Source organism: Pseudomonas sp. FH4 (genome assembly GCF_000510915.2).
Taxonomy (GTDB): Bacteria; Pseudomonadota; Gammaproteobacteria; order Pseudomonadales; family Pseudomonadaceae; genus Aquipseudomonas; species Aquipseudomonas brenneri.
Genome location: NZ_AOHN01000007.1, coordinates 119395 through 135237 on the forward strand (window position 1 = coordinate 119395; position 15843 = coordinate 135237).

Here is a 15843-nt window from a genome sequence, read left to right on the forward strand (position 1 = left end):
TTTTAGGAGCGCTGTAATGCCTGAGATCTATCATTTTTTCCAACAGCTGGTTAATGGCCTGACCATTGGCAGCACCTATGCCTTGATAGCCATTGGCTACACAATGGTTTACGGCATCATTGGAATGATTAACTTCGCCCACGGCGAGGTGTACATGATTGGTTCCTACGTGGCCTTCATTGCCATTGCCGGGCTGGCCATGATGGGTATCCACTCCCTGCCGCTGTTGATGACTGCCGCGTTCCTTGCGTCAATCGTCGTAACCAGTGCCTACGGCTACAGTATCGAACGCGTTGCGTACCGCCCCTTGCGTGGCAGCAACCGCCTGATCCCGTTGATTTCCGCCATCGGCATGTCGATTTTCCTGCAGAACACCGTATTGCTGTCCCAGGACTCCAAGGACAAGTCCATTCCCAACCTGATCCCGGGGAGCATTTCCTTCGGCCCAGGTGGCGCACAAGAAGTGCTGATTTCCTACATGCAGATCCTGGTCTTTGTCGTCACCCTGGTGGCGATGCTGGGCCTGACCCTGTTCATCTCCCGCTCCCGTCTGGGGCGCGCCTGCCGGGCCTGTGCCGAAGATATCAAGATGGCCAACCTGCTGGGCATCAACACCAACAACATCATCGCCCTGACCTTCGTCATCGGTGCCGCACTGGCCGCTGTCGCCGCCGTGTTGCTGAGCATGCAGTATGGCGTGATCAACCCCAACGCCGGTTTCCTGGTGGGCCTCAAGGCCTTCACTGCGGCGGTCCTGGGCGGCATCGGCAGTATTCCGGGCGCCATGCTCGGTGGGCTGGTGCTGGGTGTGGCCGAAGCCTTTGGGGCCGATATCTTCGGCGACCAGTACAAGGACGTGGTGGCCTTCGGTCTATTGGTTCTGGTGCTGTTATTCCGGCCGACCGGCATCCTGGGCCGTCCGGAGGTTGAGAAAGTATGAGCAGATATCTTAAATCGGCGTTTTTCAGCGCCTTGCTGGTATGGGCCGTGGCCTTTCCGGTACTCGGGCTCAAGTTGAGCATTGTCGGGATCAACCTTGAAGTACACGGCACCGGGCCAGTAACCCTGACCATCATTGCCCTGTGCTCGGTGCTGATGTTCCTGCGGGTGCTGTTCACCCAGCAGGTCGGGGCGCTGCTCAAGTCCAATCGTGGCCCGCTGGTATCGCCCAAGGTCAGCCAGTTCCTGACCCTGCCGCGCACCCAGCGCTACATCATCATCGGCCTGATCGTGGCCGCGTTGATCTGGCCATTCTTCGGCTCCCGAGGTGCGGTGGATATCGCCACCCTGATCCTGATCTACGTGCTGCTGGGCCTGGGCCTGAACATCGTGGTGGGCCTGGCCGGCCTGCTCGACCTGGGGTATGTGGGCTTCTACGCGGTGGGTGCCTACACCTACGCGCTGCTCTCGCATTACCTGGGCTGGAGCTTCTGGATCTGCCTGCCACTGGCGGGCATGGCGGCGGCGACGTTCGGTTTCCTGCTGGGCTTCCCGGTGTTGCGCCTGCGTGGTGACTACCTGGCCATCGTGACCCTGGGTTTTGGTGAGATCATCCGTCTGTTCCTGCGTAACCTCACCGACATCACTGGCGGCCCCAACGGCATCAGCAGCATTCCCAAGCCGACGTTCTTCGGCTTGTCGTTTGACCGCTCCGCTGCAGAAGGCATGCAGACCTTCCACGAGTACTTCGGGATTGCCTACAACCCGGTGAGCAAGGTGGTGTTCCTGTATCTGGTCGCCCTGTTGCTGGCCCTGGCCGCGCTGTTCGTGATCAACCGCCTGCTGCGCATGCCGATCGGGCGTGCCTGGGAAGCATTGCGTGAAGACGAAATCGCCTGCCGTGCGCTGGGCCTGAACCCGACCGTCATCAAGCTCTCGGCCTTCACCCTGGGCGCCGCGTTCGCCGGTTTTGCCGGTAGCTTCTTCGCCGCGCGCCAAGGCCTGGTAACGCCGGAGTCGTTCACCTTCATCGAGTCGGCAATCATCCTCGCCATCGTGGTATTGGGTGGCATGGGCTCGCAGTTGGGCGTGATCCTCGCAGCCATCGTGATGATCCTGTTGCCGGAACTGATGCGTGAGTTCAGCGAATACCGCATGTTGATGTTCGGCGCCATGATGGTGCTGATGATGATCTGGCGCCCTCAAGGCTTGCTGCCCATGCAACGTCCACATATGGAGCTGCGCAAATGAGCCGCGAGATCCTGAAAGTCGAAAACCTGAGCATGCGCTTCGGCGGCCTGCTGGCGGTCAATGGCGTGGCCCTGACCGTGAAAGAGAAGCAGGTTGTAGCGCTGATCGGCCCCAACGGCGCCGGCAAGACCACGGTGTTCAACTGCCTGACCGGCTTCTACAAGCCGGCCGGTGGCAGCATCCTGCTGGACGGCCAGCCGATCCAGGGCCTGGCCGGTCACGAGATCGCTCGCAAGGGCGTAGTGCGGACCTTCCAGAACGTGCGGTTGTTCAAGGACATGACAGCAGTGGAAAACCTGCTGATCGCCCAGCACCGCCACCTGAACACCAACTTCTTCGCGGGCCTGTTCAAGACCCCGGCGTTCCGCAAGAGCGAGCGCGAGGCCATGGAGTACGCCGCGTACTGGCTGGACAAGGTCAACCTCACCGAGTTTGCCAACCGGCCGGCCGGCACCCTGGCCTATGGTCAGCAACGTCGCCTGGAAATCGCCCGCTGCATGATGACCCGCCCGCGGATCCTCATGCTCGACGAACCGGCTGCGGGTCTCAACCCCAAGGAAACCGAAGACCTCAAGGCGTTGATCGGTGTGCTGCGTGAAGAAAACAACGCCACCGTACTGCTGATCGAACACGACATGAAACTGGTCATGAGCATTTCCGACCATATCGTCGTGATCAACCAGGGTACGCCGTTGGCCAACGGGACGCCGGAGCAGATCCGCGACAACCCGCAAGTGATCAAAGCCTATTTGGGGGAAGCGTAAATGCTGCAATTCGAAAACGTTTCCACTTTCTACGGCAAGATCCAGGCCCTGCACGACGTCAACGTGGAAGTGCGCCAGGGCGAAATCGTCACCCTGATCGGCGCCAACGGTGCCGGCAAATCCACCTTGCTGATGACCTTGTGCGGTTCGCCCCAGGCTCACAGCGGCAGCATCCGCTACATGGGTGAGGAACTGGTGGGCCAGCATTCAGCGGCGATCATGCGCAAAAGCATTGCCGTGGTCCCGGAAGGCCGTCGGGTGTTTGCCCGCCTGACCGTGGAAGAAAACCTGGCCATGGGTGGGTTCTTTACCGACAAGGGCGACTACCAGGAGCAGATGGACAAGGTGCTGCACCTGTTCCCTCGGCTCAAGGAGCGTTTCAGCCAGCGCGGCGGCACCATGTCTGGTGGCGAACAGCAAATGCTTGCCATCGGCCGTGCGCTGATGAGCAAACCCAAGCTGCTGTTGTTGGACGAACCCTCCCTGGGCCTGGCCCCGATCATCATCCAGCAGATCTTCGACATCATCGAGCAACTGCGCAAGGACGGTGTGACGGTGTTTTTGGTGGAGCAAAACGCCAACCAGGCATTGAAGATTGCCGACCGCGCCTATGTGCTGGAAAACGGCCGGGTGGTGATGCAGGGCAGCGGCGAACAACTGCTGACCGATCCGAAAGTGCGCGAGGCTTACCTGGGCGGCTAAAAACGGTTGCTGGATAAACCGGGTCTAACTGTGGGCGGGCTTGTGTGGGAGCGGGCTTGCTCGCGATGGCGGTGGGTCAGTTAATAAATATTTGACTGACCCACCGCCATCGCGAGCAAGCCCGCTCCCACATTTGCTTTTTGTGCTCCGATAAACTTGCGTTGTTTTAAATTTTCTTCGATCCCCTTGTAACGATCTCCTCCCCCCTTTCTCTAGTGGGGTAAGCAAGCAAAAACGCTTCCTTACCTACCTCACTGCTGGAGAAACACCATGACCACCCGTTCACTGTCCGCCGCCACCCTCGTCCTGGCCCTGGGTTCTGCCTTGAGCCTGAGCACCTTGACCACTGTTGCCCATGCTGACGACGCGAAGATGGAAAAATGCTTTGGCGTCGCCCTCAAAGGCAAGAACGACTGCGCCGCAGGCGCCGGCACCACCTGTGCGGGCACCTCGAAAACCGACTACCAGGCCAACGCCTGGAATCTGGTCCCTGAAGGCACCTGCGTGAAGATGGAAAGCAAAACCTCGCCGACCGGTTTTGGCCAATTGGAAGCCTTCAAGGCCAAGTCCTGAATCCCCCGCCTGAGTACTGACGATGACGTTTTCATCCCTGCCTGATGTCGCCCAGGCTCAGGCGCCCGGCCTTCCGCGCCGGGCTGGGCTGGGACTCAAGAGTGAGCACTTGGCAGAAGTGCTCGCGACCCTGCCCGATATTGGTTTTTTTGAAGTCCACGCCGAAAACTACATGGTGGCCGGCGGGCCTTTTCATCACTACCTGGGATTGATCCGCGAACAGTACCCACTGTCGCTGCACGGCGTTGGCCTGTCCATCGGCGGCGAAGGCCCGCTGAACCAGGACCACCTTGCACGCCTGGCGGTACTGATAGAACGCTATCAGCCCCAATCCTTTTCCGAACACCTGGCCTGGTCCAGCCACGGCCCGGTGTTTCTCAACGATCTGCTGCCCCTGGCCTATGACGACGCGGCCCTCAAGCGGGTGTGCGAGCACATTGACCAGGTACAAACCACCCTCAAGCGGCGAATGCTGCTGGAGAACCCGTCGACCTACCTGCAGTTCCAACGCTCCACCCTGGATGAAACCGACTTCATCAGCGAAGTCATCCGGCGCACCGGCTGCGGTTTGCTGCTGGACGTGAACAATGTGTACGTGTCCTGCATCAATCATCAGCAGGATCCATTGGCTTACCTTGACGCCTTGCCATTGCACGCGGTGGGTGAAATTCATCTGGCAGGCTTTGCCGAAGACTCCGACAGCCTCGGTGACCGCCTGCTGATTGATGATCACGGTGCGCCCATCGACAACGCCGTATGGCACCTGTATCAGCAGGCACTGCAACGGGTCGGGCCGGTGGCCACGCTGATTGAGCGTGACAACGATGTACCGGCATTACACGTATTACAGGCTGAGGTCCAGCAAGCTGACCGGCACCTGCTGGCCGTGGCGGTGCACTCATGAATCTGCAGGAGGATTTTGCCAAGGCTCTCCTGGCGCCAGACCAGCCCTGCCCCGATGGCCTGTTCAGCAACAATGGCGCCGATCCCGCCAGTCGTTTTGCGGTGTACCGCAACAACGTCCACAGTTCGTTGATCAACGCCCTGCTCGACAGCTACCCCGTGACCCGGCAACTGGTGGGCGATGGGTTTTTCCGGGCCATGGCCGGGCTGTACGTCCAGGCGTATCCGCCCACCAGCCCACTGCTCAACGAGTACGGCAGTGACTTGGCCGACTTTATCCAGGGGTTCGCCCCCGCCGCCACTGTGCCGTACCTGGCCGACATCGCCCGGCTGGAGCGCTTGCGGGTCAATGCGTATCACGCCGCCGACACCCCTGTCGCTGACCCAGAGGCCGTCATCAATCAACTGCAACAACTCCCCAGCCTGGGCAGCGTAAGCCTGCAATTGCATCCATCCGTTGCCACCCTGCAATCGAACTATGCCGTGGTGGCGTTATGGGCCGCGCATCAAACCACCGATAGCGTCGCCAGCCTTGATCCATGGCATGGGCAAAGTGCGCTGGTCCTGCGCAACGGCCTGGAAGTCGAAGTGTTCTGCATCGACGCCGGTTGCGTGACGTTTATCAACAGCCTGAACAACGCCTGGCCTCTGGAAATGGCGGTGGCGTATGCCCTGGATGCGTCCAGCGAATTTGACCTGCACCAATGCCTGGGGCTGCTGATCAGCCACCGCGCCATCACCCATATCAAGGTACAACCATGAACACTACCGCCCCGAGTCTGATTGCACGCGTCATTCAAACCTTCGAGAAAATCCCCTACAGCCTGATTGCCCTTGTCGCACGCTTTTCCATTGCGGCGGTGTTCTGGAAGTCCGGCCAGACCAAAGTCCAGGGGTTTGCTGTCGATCTGGTAGACGGCACCTTCGAACTCGGCGTACCCCACCTGGCCAACTCCACCGTGCCGTTGTTTCAAAGTGAATACCGGATACCGTTTGTGCCTGCAGAAGTGGCCGCGTACCTGGCCACGTTCGCCGAGCATTTTTTCCCGATCCTGATTTTGCTGGGGCTTGCCACGCGTTTTTCAGCCCTGGCACTACTGGGCATGACGCTGGTGATTCAGCTGTTTGTCTACCCCGACGCGTACCCGACCCACGGCACCTGGATCGCTTTGCTACTGGTGTTGATGGCCAAGGGGCCAGGACGGGTATCGATTGATCACTGGATTGCCCGGCGCTGGCGCTAAAGCCGGTCCAGTGCCTCACCGTTGCGCTTGAACCAGCCCACTAGGTAATCGGCCAGCACCTGGGTACGACGTGGTAGCCCGCCCTGATACGGATGGACCAGGTACATCGGCATGCTGCGGGTCTGATAATCACGCAGGAGCCAACGAAGCCGGCCGTCAGCCAATTCCATCTGCAACAGATAGGATGGCAGCCGGGCAATACCGGCGCCCACCAGCGCAGCCTTTTTCAGCAGGTTGTAGTGGTTGGAGGCAAAGGTGCCATCCACCCGCACCCGCAACAACTCGTGCTGCTGGTGATACAACCACTCCTCACGCCCACTGTAGTGGCTGTTGAGCAAGCAACGGTGGCCAACCAGGTCGGCCGGCGTCAGCGGTTCACCGTATTGCTCCAGATAGGCCGGGCTGGCACAGGTCATTTCATGCCAGGCCAACAGTGGCTTGGCAACCAGGCGCTCATCGTTGGCCACCTCTGAGCGCACCGCCAGGTCAAAACCGTCCCGGGCCAGGTCGCGATAGCTGTTGTTGAGATCCAACTCGATCTGCACCTGCGGATACCGCCTGGAAAAATCCAGCAACAGGCCATCGAAAAAAGTCTCACCCAAGGACACCGGAACCGTCATACGCACAGGCCCGGCCAAATCGTCCTTGAGTCGCGCCAATGCCTGTCGGGCACGCTCGACCTGAATCACCAGCCCCTGCGCCTGGGGCAATAGCGCTGCACCTGCGGCCGTCAGGCTGAGTCGCCGGGTCGTGCGGTGCAACAACACCACCGAAAACTGCGCCTCCAACTGGCTGATACGCTTGGACAACTGGCCCTTGCTGCAGCCCAGTTGCTGGGCTGCCAAGGTAAAGCTGCCGGCTTCGATCAACACCGCAAACGCCGCCAGATCATCCATTTCGCTCATGGATTGTTTCCATTTGAAAACCAAAGGTTGCCTATTAGTGCGCTTATCCGCAGAAAAAACCACTCTAGACTCAAGGCTCATCTGAGTATCTGGAGGAACGACACCATGAAAATCCTGTTGATTGGCGCCAGCGGCACCATCGGTTCTGCGGTCAAGACCGAGCTGTCCCAACGCCATGAAGTGATCACTATTGGCCGCAAGAGTGGCGACTTTCAGGTCGATATCAGCGACAGCGCGTCGATCCGCCAACTGTTTGCGCAAACCGGCAAGTTCGATGCCCTGGTGTGCGCCGCCGGCAGCGTCAACTTCGTGCCCCTGGGCGAAATGGACGCCAGCCACTTCGACCTCGGCCTGCAAGACAAGCTGATGGGCCAGGTCAACCTGCTGCTGATAGGCCGCGAGTTCGCCAACGACGGTGCGTCGTTCACTTTCACCAGCGGCATCCTCAATCGCGATCCGATCCGCACCGGCGCCTCTGCCGCGCTGGTCAATGGCGCCATAGACGCCTTCGTGAAGGCTGCAGCGATAGAGTTGCCACGGGGTCTGCGCATCAACTCGGTCAGCCCGAACGTGCTGGTTGAAGCCATGGGTAGCTATGCCCCTTATTTCAGGGGTTTTAAGCCGGTTCCTGCGGCGGATGTGGCATTGTCCTACGCAAAAAGCGTTGAAGGTTTACAGACAGGGCAGACTTACATCGTTGGATGAATTCAACCTGTATTCCAGGCTTGTGATGCAGCGCCAGCCTGCGTAACGTGGCGGCACTTATCAGGAGACCCGATAATGCTTGCCGCCCGTATCCTTGCTCTGTTTGCCCTGCTGCCCCTGTTCGCCGCCTGCCAGGTGTTTGAAAACGATCCGGAGACGTCCTCCACTGCGGGCCTGACTCGCATGCAGGGCGAGTTGACGGCCATCGGCGACAAGTTGCTGTTCCAGCCCTGCCATGATCAGCGCAACTACGTGGTCAGCGATACCGGCGGCACCAGCATCCTCCAGGAAGCAGCGTCCCTGGCCGGCCAGCAAGGGGCGTTGTTTGCCGACTTGCGCGGCAAGTTCTCCGGGGTCGCCAGCGGTACCCAGGGCCAGGTTGACCTGCAACAGTTGTACCGCGTCGAACGCTCGACCTCAGCCTGTGACGACCCGGACTTCAAGCGCATGATCCTGCGCGCCAACGGGCATAAGCCAGCCTGGGCACTGAATGTGACCAACAAGGGCATGGTCCTGCAACGCGAAGGCCAGCCACCGTTGCCGGTGCCTTATGTGGAAGAGCAACTGGGTGATGGCCGCTTCAACCTCACCACCGAAGCCAACGGCCAGCAAATTGAATTGTGGGTCGCGCCCCAGCGCTGCATCGACAGCGTCAGCGGCAGCCTGCAACACATGAGCGCCGAACTTCGGATCAACGGTCAGGTACAGCGTGGCTGCGCGGCATTTGGTGGCTCACGGGACGACTGATTCGACCCTGCGCTGTTTTAGCATGACGGGAAAGCGCCGTTGGGGCTTATAATCGCCGGTTTGCAAAACCGCCGGCCCTACCAAACGCCGCATATCGGATCCTGTCATGCTACGAATCACCGAACTCAAGCTGCCCATCGACCATCCCGAAGAAGACCTGCGGCCTGCCATCGTGCAGCGCCTGGGCATCGCCAGTGATGATCTGCTCGATTTCACCCTGTTCAAACGCAGCTACGACGCGCGCAAGAAATCGTCGGAGCTGTGCTTCATCTACACCGTCGACCTTGAGGTCAAGGGTGAAGCCGCCCTGCTGCTCAAGTTCGCCGACGACCGCAATATCAATGCCGCGCCCGATGTCAGCTACAAGGTCGTGGGCCAGGCGCCGGCAGGCCTGAGCGAGCGGCCCATCGTTGTCGGTTTCGGCCCTTGCGGGATCTTTGCCGGGTTGTTGCTGGCGCAGATGGGTTTCAAGCCGATCATCCTCGAACGCGGCCGCGAAGTGCGCCAGCGCACCAAGGACACCTGGGGCCTGTGGCGCAAAAGCGTACTCAATCCCGAGTCCAACGTGCAGTTCGGCGAGGGTGGCGCCGGGACCTTTTCCGACGGCAAGCTCTACAGCCAGATCAAGGACCCGAAATTCCACGGGCGCAAGGTCTTGCATGAGTTCGTCAAGGCCGGCGCGCCAGATGAGATCCTCTACGTCAGCAAACCGCACATCGGCACCTTCCGCCTGACCGGCGTGGTGGAAAACATGCGCCAGCAGATCATCGCCCTGGGCGGTGAGGTGCGTTTCGAACAGCGGGTCACCGACGTGCTGATCGAAGATGGCCAGTTGAATGGCGTGGTGGTCGATAGTGGCGAGCAGATCCTCTCCAAGCACGTGATCCTTGCCCTCGGCCACAGCGCCCGCGACACCTTCCGCATGCTCCACGGTCGTGGCGTGTACATGGAAGCCAAGCCGTTTTCGGTGGGTTTTCGCATCGAACACCCACAATCGCTGATCGACGCCGCACGCCTGGGCAAGTATGCCGGGCACCCGAAACTGGGCGCGGCCGACTACAAGTTGGTGCACCACGCCAAGAACGGCCGTTCGGTGTACAGCTTTTGCATGTGCCCGGGCGGTACGGTGGTGGCAGCCACCTCCGAGCCGAATCGGGTCGTGACCAATGGCATGAGCCAGTACTCGCGTAACGAACGCAATGCCAACTCCGGGATCGTGGTCGGCATCACCCCGGAAGTGGACTATCCGGGCGGCCCGCTGGCCGGGATCGAGTTGCAGGAGCGCCTGGAATCCCACGCATTCATCCTTGGCGGCAGCAACTACGAAGCACCGGCGCAACTGGTCGGTGATTTCATCGCCGGCAAGCCGTCCACCGCCATTGGCACTGTGGAACCGTCCTACAAGCCAGGTGTAGCACTCGGTGATTTGGCCCTGGCGTTGCCAGACTTCGCCATCGAGGCCATCCGCGAAGCGCTGCCGGCCTTTGAGAAGCAGATCAAGGGCTACTCGCTGCATGACGCAGTACTGACCGGGATCGAGACTCGCACCTCGTCGCCGCTGCGGATCACCCGCGACGCGTCGATGCAGAGTTTGAATGTCAAAGGCCTGTTCCCGGCTGGTGAAGGCGCCGGTTATGCCGGTGGGATCTTGTCGGCAGGCGTTGACGGGATTCGGATTGCTGAAGCCGTGGCGCGCAACATCCTCGGTATCGAGGCCTGACAGTTCACTCGTAAACGACCCCTCTCTATTGTGGGAGCCGGGCTTGCCCGACTCCCACAATGGTTTCCATACACAGGAAATTTTAGATATTGGCGCGCAGGATGCTGTCCGGCAACGGCTCGCCCCGTTCGACAGTGGCAGCCACCGCGTCAATCAACACTTCCAGCTCATACCCTTGCCCGATCAACCACGCATCGTCGTAATAGGTTGTGGCATAACGCTCGCCCCCATCACACAGAATCGCCACGATAGACCCCGACTCCCCCGCCGCCTGCATCTGCTGCGCGGCAATCAATGCGCCAATCAGGTTGGTGCCGCTGGACCCCCCGACCCGCCGTCCCAAGCGTTGCGCCAGATAATGCATGGCCGCCAGCGACAAGGCATCTGGCACCTTGACCATCGCATCGATCACCTTGGGCAAGAACGATGCCTCTACTCGTGGCCGGCCGATGCCCTCGATCCGCGAACCGCAGTCCAGGCGCAAGCTGGCATCACCGCTCTGGTAGTACTCAAAAAACACTGAACGCTCGGCGTCGGCACACAACACCCGGGTGCAATGCTGGCGATAACGCACATAACGCCCCAGGGTTGCGGTGGTACCGCCGGTACCCGGGCTGGAAATCAGCCAGCTCGGCTCGGGATGCCGTTCGAAGCGCAACTGCTGGAAGATCGATTCGGCAATATTGTTGTTCGCCCGCCAGTCGGTGGCCCGTTCGGCGTAGGTGAACTGGTCCATGAAGTGCCCGCCACTTTCCTGCGCCAGGCGTTCGGATTCGGCGTAGATCTGCGTGGGATCCTGCACCAGGTGGCTCTTGCCGCCGTAAAAGGCGATCTGCGCAATCTTTTCCTGGGAGGTGGTGGCCGGCATCACCGCAATGAACGGCAGGCCCAACAAGCGCGCGAAGTACGCCTCGGAGATCGCCGTCGAACCGCTGGAAGCTTCGATCACTGGCGCGCCCGGTTTGAGCCAGCCATTGCACAGGGCATACAGGAACAAGGAACGGGCCAGCCGGTGCTTCAGGCTCCCGGTGGGATGGCTGGACTCATCCTTGAAATACAACTCGATTCCCGGCAAGCCCGGCAACGGTAGTGGGATCAGGTGGGTGTCGGCGCTGCGCTGGAAGTCCGCTTCAATAATGCGGATGGCCTCTCGGGCCCACGGACGGTGGTCGTTCATGCTCAAGTTCCATTAAGTTTTCAGGCTTGATCTTAGGGTGTTTCCTACACTGCACACAGATACAGTCATGACTCAATTCGATACATAATTGCCAGGCGTTGACGCAATCCATACAACGGCGCTTTTATATAACAAAAAAGAATATAACTTTTGTTTTAACAACTAACAGTACGGGTTAGGGTACGCCCCTATTGAACTTTGATTGGAGAGCATCCCTTGCCTCTGCGTAGCACGTTTACCCGTTTCTTCCAGCTCGAAGCGGCCAGTGGTCTGTTACTGATCGCTGCAGCCGCCTTGGCCCTGATCATCAACAATTCGCCGCTGTCCTCGTTCTATAACAGCTTTCTTGAAGTGCCCGTCGCCGTCCAGATCGGCGCCCTGCAAATCGCCAAGCCCTCGCTGCTGTGGATCAATGATGGCCTGATGGCCCTGTTCTTCCTGCTGATCGGCCTGGAGGTCAAGCGCGAGTTGCTCGACGGCCACCTGTCCAAACCTTCCCAGGTCGTGCTGCCAGGCGCTGCGGCCATTGGCGGCATGGTGGTGCCGGCGCTGATCTACTGGGCACTGAACAAGGATAACCCGGCCGCCCTGGGCGGCTGGGCCATCCCGATGGCCACCGATATCGCCTTTGCCCTCGGGGTATTGGCGCTGCTGGGCAAGCGTGTGCCGGTGTCGCTGAAGCTGTTCTTGATGACCCTGGCGATCATCGATGACCTGGGTGCCATCATCGTCATCGCGATTTTCTACTCCGGCGACCTGTCCACCGCGTCGCTGGCAGGCGCCGGCGCCTGTCTTGTCGCCTTGATCGCCATGAACCGCCTGGGGGTGGTGAAGCTCGGGCCGTATCTGATCATCGGCCTGATCCTGTGGGTCTGCGTACTCAAGAGTGGTGTTCACGCGACCCTGGCTGGCGTCACCCTGGCGTTCTGCATTCCGCTGCGCACCAAGAACGCCGAGCCGTCGCCCCTGCTGGGCCTGGAACATGCCCTGCATCCCTGGGTGGCGTACGGCATCCTGCCACTGTTCGCCTTTGCCAACGCCGGCGTATCCCTGACCGGCGTCAACCTGGAGAGCTTCACCCATCATGTGCCAATGGGTATCGCCGCTGGCCTGCTGGTGGGTAAGACCGTCGGCGTGTTTGGCCTGACCTGGCTTGCGGTGAAAACCGGCCTTGCGGCCCTGCCGACCGGCGCCAATTGGGGCCAGGTCATGGGCGTGGCCATCCTGTGTGGCATTGGCTTTACCATGAGTCTGTTTGTCGGCTCGCTGGCGTTCCTGCCGGGCAGTAGCGAATACGCCGGGATGGACCGGATGGGCATTCTCACCGGCTCGATCCTTGCGGCACTGATTGGTTATGCCGTGACGGCGATGGCCAGTCGCAAACAGGCGACGGTCAACGCGTAACGCGCTCTGTTCACCTGAGCGCGCAATAAAAAAACCCGCCCGGTCACCCGGTCGGGGTTTTTCTTTTACCGCCTGCCAACCCTTAACGGGTAACGCGGCTGGTCCCATCAACGGTCATGATGCGCACGCGGTCGCCGATGCGGAAGATTTCGTTTTCCTGCACAGCCTGGACGTAGGCGCGCATGCTGCCGTCGTCTTCGCGCACGGTGATTTCAACACCCTGGGTGCGAGTCAGGCCTTCTTCGGTGGCCGAGCCCAGCAGGCCGCCAGCCACGGCACCGATAACGGCTGTCACGATGCTGCCACGACCGCCACCGATGGCACTACCGCCCACACCACCGATAACTGCACCCGCTGCACCACCGATTGGGGTCTTGGTGCCTTCGATCTTGACCGGACGCAGGGACTCGATGGTGCCCATGCGTACGCTCTGTACGCGACGGGCTTCGTCACGGGAGTACGAGTCGCCGGTCAGGCTGGAGGCGCAGCCACCCAGCAGCAACGACATGGTGGTAAAGCAGGCAACCAGCAGAACAGACTTACGCATAGCATCAACTCCAAAGGACATATCTTTATTAGACTCCGCTGCTTGACGCCTGTCACGACACGGCCCGGAGAAAATTGCTTTCATTCAGCCCCAGTACAGACAGGCTGTATCGCGAAAATCGACGAACGGTAGCACCTGCCCCCAGACAAGGAATTTCATGGACTACTTCATTATTGTAGCGACTACCGCCGCCGGCCTGTATTTCCACTGGTGGCTGTACCGGCGGATCAAGCGCTGGATAGACCGCGACCTTGCGTTGTCCCTGGCAGGAGACGATCAGCGCAAGCGCATCTTTATGCTGCAACAGTTGGACCGCGCCAAGGCGGAGAAGGTCAAGCGTAAGGATTTGCCGCAGTGGCTGCAGGATGCAGCCCGGCAATATGTGGTCAAAGCCACAGAGTAGAAACTTCTTAGTGAAGGACGTGTAGGAGTCCGCTTGCCGGCGCCTACACGTGTGATGTCTTCAGGGCGCCAGTCGCTCGCGGGTCCAGTTGGCCCCCTGCAAACGATAGTTCAAGCGATCATGCAAACGGCTGGTCCTGCCCTGCCAGAACTCGATGCGCTCCGGTAGCAGGCGATAGCCGCCCCAATGCTCAGGGCAATCCGGCTGGGTATCGCTGAAGCGTTGCTCGGTGGCCTTGAGCAGGTCCTGCAACTCTTCGCGATCCCGAATCACCCGGCTCTGGGGAGATGCCCAGGCACCAATCCGGCTGCCCAGCGGACGCACCTGATAGTAGGCGTCCGACTCCTGGGGCGTGACCTTGACCACCCGCCCCTCGATGCGCACCTGGCGCTCCAGGGTCGGCCAGAAGAACGTCATGGCAGCAAAGGGGCGTGCCGCCAATTGCTCACCCTTGGCGCTCTGGTAGTTGGTAAAGAAGGTAAAACCCTGGGCGTCCAGGCCCTTGAGCAGCAAGATACGGCAGTGCGGACGGCCCTCCTTGTCCACGGTCGCCAGGGTCATGGCGTTGGCCTCCACCGGCGGTTGCTCGGTCTTGACCGCATCGGCGAACCACTGGTGGAACAAGGCAAACGGCTCGTCCGGGGCCTGGGCCTCGCTCAAACCGTCCCGTGTGTAGTCACGGCGCATATCAGCCAGTGTCTGGGTCATGCGGCTTTATCCTTCTTGCTCAACTGCTCAGTTTTTCGCCTGGTCGTTTGCCGCTACTTTTTTCGCAGGTGCTGCAGCCTTGGCGGCAACCGGCTTTTTCGCGGCGGGCTTGGCGGCCGTTTTTTTCGCGGTGGGCTTGGCGGCAGCCTTCTTGGCAGGTGCTTTCTTGGCAGCAGCGGCTTTCTTGGCGACCGGCGCTGGGGCAACTACGTCCTGTACCGCAACCAGTTCAGGCTTCGGCGGGTTTGGCGAGTTGTACTTGCTCAGCAGTGCCAGCATGGTGGTGCGCTGGGTGAACATGATTTCCATGCGACGGTTCAAGGCGCGGCCCTGGGTACTGTCGTTGGCGGCGCGAGGCATCAGGTCACCCATGCCACGCAACATCAGGCGATCCTGCTTCAAGCCACTGAGGCTGAAGATCGACGCAATGGACTGGGCACGTTCCTTGGTCAGGGGCTGGTTTTGTACGGTGTCGATGTGGCCCAGTACCAGCACGGCGGTCTTGGGATCGCTTTCAACGGCCTTGGCTACACGGGTGAACGGACCCAGGGTCACTGGCAGCAGCATCGCCGGGCGTTTCGGGTTATAGGAACCATCGACCGGGGCAATCACCACCAACACGTTATCGCGACGTTCCAGTTGCAGGTTGCTGTCCTTGATCGCAGCCCGCAGGCGCGGCTCGTAGTCGTCCAGCCAGGCTTGGGTGATTTTCGGATCTGGCATCGGGATGTTGGTCACATCGACTTTGCTCAGGGGTTTTGGCTTGCTTTCGAACGGCCACCACCATTTGGTGTCGGTTTCAGTCTTGGCGACGACCGGGGCAGTCGTCGGGGCAGGTGTGGCCGCCTTCAGATCAGCCTTGAGGTCAGCCTTTGCATCAGCCGCCTTGGCATCGGTTTTGGCAGTAACATCCTTGGCCGCCGACTTGTCGAACCCGAATGCCCACCAATGCTCGCCAGACGCATCATTTTGTGGAGTTTGTGCACAGCCAGTAAGAGTGAGGCAGAGCGCCAGTGCCAAGGACTTGTTCGATAACATGAGATATCCACAAAATGAGAAAATACAGGGGTCTGAATGACCCGTTAAACAGACGCTTCACGAAGTTTAAAGTAACAATACTTTTCCAGCGCCTTTTGTAGGTGCCTTTTTAA

Annotated in this window: 18 protein-coding genes; 13 read left to right on the forward strand and 5 right to left on the reverse strand. The window is 60.1% G+C overall.

Annotation, left to right across the window (positions count from 1 at the left end; all coding sequences use genetic code 11):
• The first annotated feature begins 16 nt into the window (after window positions 1-16).
• The 8 genes from livH (at window position 17) to H097_RS05425 (ending at window position 6376) form a co-directional block, all read left to right on the forward strand.
• Window positions 17-940 (forward strand): high-affinity branched-chain amino acid ABC transporter permease LivH, encoded by a 924-nt coding sequence (livH, locus tag H097_RS05390; protein WP_032858079.1) that lies wholly within the window; start codon window positions 17-19, stop codon window positions 938-940.
• On the forward strand, window positions 937-2190 hold the full coding sequence (locus H097_RS05395) for a high-affinity branched-chain amino acid ABC transporter permease LivM (protein WP_032858082.1): 1254 nt from the start codon (window positions 937-939) through the stop codon (window positions 2188-2190). The genes livH and H097_RS05395 overlap by 4 nt, the downstream gene beginning before the upstream one ends.
• The gene (gene livG, locus H097_RS05400; protein WP_032858084.1) at window positions 2187-2954 is read left to right on the forward strand and encodes a high-affinity branched-chain amino acid ABC transporter ATP-binding protein LivG; all 768 of its coding nucleotides are present in this window, start codon (window positions 2187-2189) and stop codon (window positions 2952-2954) included. Before H097_RS05395 ends, livG begins: the two co-directional genes overlap by 4 nt.
• Window positions 2955-3656, forward strand: a complete 702-nt coding sequence (locus tag H097_RS05405; RefSeq protein ID WP_029297115.1) for an ABC transporter ATP-binding protein — start codon at window positions 2955-2957, stop codon at window positions 3654-3656.
• Window positions 3657-3926: 270 nt separating this feature from the next.
• A complete protein-coding gene (locus H097_RS05410; protein WP_032858087.1) occupies window positions 3927-4229 on the forward strand; it encodes a DUF2282 domain-containing protein in 303 nt (100 codons plus the stop codon).
• 22 nt (window positions 4230-4251) lie between these two features.
• The gene (locus H097_RS05415) at window positions 4252-5133 is read left to right on the forward strand and encodes a DUF692 domain-containing protein (protein WP_032858090.1); all 882 of its coding nucleotides are present in this window, start codon (window positions 4252-4254) and stop codon (window positions 5131-5133) included.
• Window positions 5130-5894, forward strand: coding sequence for a DNA-binding domain-containing protein (locus tag H097_RS05420; protein ID WP_032858092.1), 765 nt, complete (start codon window positions 5130-5132; stop codon window positions 5892-5894). The genes H097_RS05415 and H097_RS05420 overlap by 4 nt, the downstream gene beginning before the upstream one ends.
• On the forward strand, window positions 5891-6376 hold the full coding sequence (locus H097_RS05425) for a DoxX family protein (protein ID WP_032858094.1): 486 nt from the start codon (window positions 5891-5893) through the stop codon (window positions 6374-6376). Before H097_RS05420 ends, H097_RS05425 begins: the two co-directional genes overlap by 4 nt.
• On the opposite strand, the gene H097_RS05430 is transcribed toward H097_RS05425, so the two are convergent.
• Window positions 6373-7281: a LysR family transcriptional regulator gene (locus H097_RS05430; protein ID WP_032858096.1), complete on the reverse strand. Its 909-nt coding sequence runs from the start codon at window positions 7279-7281 to the stop codon at window positions 6373-6375. The genes H097_RS05425 and H097_RS05430 overlap by 4 nt on opposite strands.
• A 105-nt stretch (window positions 7282-7386) precedes the next feature.
• On the opposite strand from H097_RS05430, the gene H097_RS05435 reads away from it, so the two are divergent.
• The 3 genes from H097_RS05435 (at window position 7387) to H097_RS05445 (ending at window position 10453) form a co-directional block, all read left to right on the forward strand.
• Window positions 7387-7986, forward strand: a complete 600-nt coding sequence (locus H097_RS05435; protein WP_032858098.1) for a short chain dehydrogenase — start codon at window positions 7387-7389, stop codon at window positions 7984-7986.
• A gap of 75 nt (window positions 7987-8061) precedes the next feature.
• Entirely contained in the window at window positions 8062-8733 is a 672-nt protein-coding gene (locus H097_RS05440) for a membrane protein (RefSeq protein ID WP_032858100.1), read from the forward strand.
• A gap of 106 nt (window positions 8734-8839) precedes the next feature.
• The gene (locus H097_RS05445) at window positions 8840-10453 is read left to right on the forward strand and encodes an NAD(P)/FAD-dependent oxidoreductase (RefSeq protein ID WP_032858102.1); all 1614 of its coding nucleotides are present in this window, start codon (window positions 8840-8842) and stop codon (window positions 10451-10453) included.
• An 82-nt stretch (window positions 10454-10535) separates the two neighbouring features.
• Here the strand turns inward: H097_RS05445 and H097_RS05450 are convergent, their stop codons facing one another.
• Window positions 10536-11630 (reverse strand): PLP-dependent cysteine synthase family protein, encoded by a 1095-nt coding sequence (locus H097_RS05450; protein WP_032858103.1) that lies wholly within the window; start codon window positions 11628-11630, stop codon window positions 10536-10538.
• Window positions 11631-11846: 216 nt separating this feature from the next.
• On the opposite strand from H097_RS05450, the gene nhaA reads away from it, so the two are divergent.
• Window positions 11847-13034: a Na+/H+ antiporter NhaA gene (gene nhaA, locus H097_RS05455; protein ID WP_032858105.1), complete on the forward strand. Its 1188-nt coding sequence runs from the start codon at window positions 11847-11849 to the stop codon at window positions 13032-13034.
• 82 nt (window positions 13035-13116) lie between these two features.
• Here nhaA and H097_RS05460 read toward each other — a convergent pair whose 3' ends face one another.
• Window positions 13117-13581 carry a glycine zipper 2TM domain-containing protein gene (locus tag H097_RS05460; protein WP_029297142.1) on the reverse strand — a complete coding sequence of 155 codons (465 nt, stop codon included), beginning with the start codon at window positions 13579-13581 and terminating at the stop codon, window positions 13117-13119.
• A 157-nt stretch (window positions 13582-13738) separates the two neighbouring features.
• Here H097_RS05460 and H097_RS05465 point away from each other — a divergent pair, with 157 nt between their 5' ends.
• Window positions 13739-13984, forward strand: a complete 246-nt coding sequence (locus H097_RS05465) for a hypothetical protein (protein ID WP_032858107.1) — start codon at window positions 13739-13741, stop codon at window positions 13982-13984.
• A 60-nt stretch (window positions 13985-14044) separates the two neighbouring features.
• On the opposite strand, the gene pdxH is transcribed toward H097_RS05465, so the two are convergent.
• Window positions 14045-14692 (reverse strand): pyridoxamine 5'-phosphate oxidase, encoded by a 648-nt coding sequence (gene pdxH, locus H097_RS05470; RefSeq protein ID WP_032858109.1) that lies wholly within the window; start codon window positions 14690-14692, stop codon window positions 14045-14047.
• A 27-nt stretch (window positions 14693-14719) separates the two neighbouring features.
• The gene (locus tag H097_RS05475; protein WP_032858111.1) at window positions 14720-15730 is read right to left on the reverse strand and encodes an OmpA family protein; all 1011 of its coding nucleotides are present in this window, start codon (window positions 15728-15730) and stop codon (window positions 14720-14722) included.
• Window positions 15731-15843: the final 113 nt, after the last annotated feature.

Coding starts and splice junctions, on each gene's coding strand:
- livH (WP_032858079.1), top strand. CDS start 17: ATGCCTGAGATCTATCATTTTTTCCAACAGCTGGTTAATGGCCTGACC.
- H097_RS05395 (WP_032858082.1), top strand. CDS start 937: ATGAGCAGATATCTTAAATCGGCGTTTTTCAGCGCCTTGCTGGTATGG.
- livG (WP_032858084.1), top strand. CDS start 2,187: ATGAGCCGCGAGATCCTGAAAGTCGAAAACCTGAGCATGCGCTTCGGC.
- H097_RS05405 (WP_029297115.1), top strand. CDS start 2,955: ATGCTGCAATTCGAAAACGTTTCCACTTTCTACGGCAAGATCCAGGCC.
- H097_RS05410 (WP_032858087.1), top strand. CDS start 3,927: ATGACCACCCGTTCACTGTCCGCCGCCACCCTCGTCCTGGCCCTGGGT.
- H097_RS05415 (WP_032858090.1), top strand. CDS start 4,252: ATGACGTTTTCATCCCTGCCTGATGTCGCCCAGGCTCAGGCGCCCGGC.
- H097_RS05420 (WP_032858092.1), top strand. CDS start 5,130: ATGAATCTGCAGGAGGATTTTGCCAAGGCTCTCCTGGCGCCAGACCAG.
- H097_RS05425 (WP_032858094.1), top strand. CDS start 5,891: ATGAACACTACCGCCCCGAGTCTGATTGCACGCGTCATTCAAACCTTC.
- H097_RS05430 (WP_032858096.1), bottom strand. CDS start 7,281: ATGAGCGAAATGGATGATCTGGCGGCGTTTGCGGTGTTGATCGAAGCC.
- H097_RS05435 (WP_032858098.1), top strand. CDS start 7,387: ATGAAAATCCTGTTGATTGGCGCCAGCGGCACCATCGGTTCTGCGGTC.
- H097_RS05440 (WP_032858100.1), top strand. CDS start 8,062: ATGCTTGCCGCCCGTATCCTTGCTCTGTTTGCCCTGCTGCCCCTGTTC.
- H097_RS05445 (WP_032858102.1), top strand. CDS start 8,840: ATGCTACGAATCACCGAACTCAAGCTGCCCATCGACCATCCCGAAGAA.
- H097_RS05450 (WP_032858103.1), bottom strand. CDS start 11,630: ATGAACGACCACCGTCCGTGGGCCCGAGAGGCCATCCGCATTATTGAA.
- H097_RS05460 (WP_029297142.1), bottom strand. CDS start 13,581: ATGCGTAAGTCTGTTCTGCTGGTTGCCTGCTTTACCACCATGTCGTTG.
- H097_RS05465 (WP_032858107.1), top strand. CDS start 13,739: ATGGACTACTTCATTATTGTAGCGACTACCGCCGCCGGCCTGTATTTC.
- pdxH (WP_032858109.1), bottom strand. CDS start 14,692: ATGACCCAGACACTGGCTGATATGCGCCGTGACTACACACGGGACGGT.
- H097_RS05475 (WP_032858111.1), bottom strand. CDS start 15,730: ATGTTATCGAACAAGTCCTTGGCACTGGCGCTCTGCCTCACTCTTACT.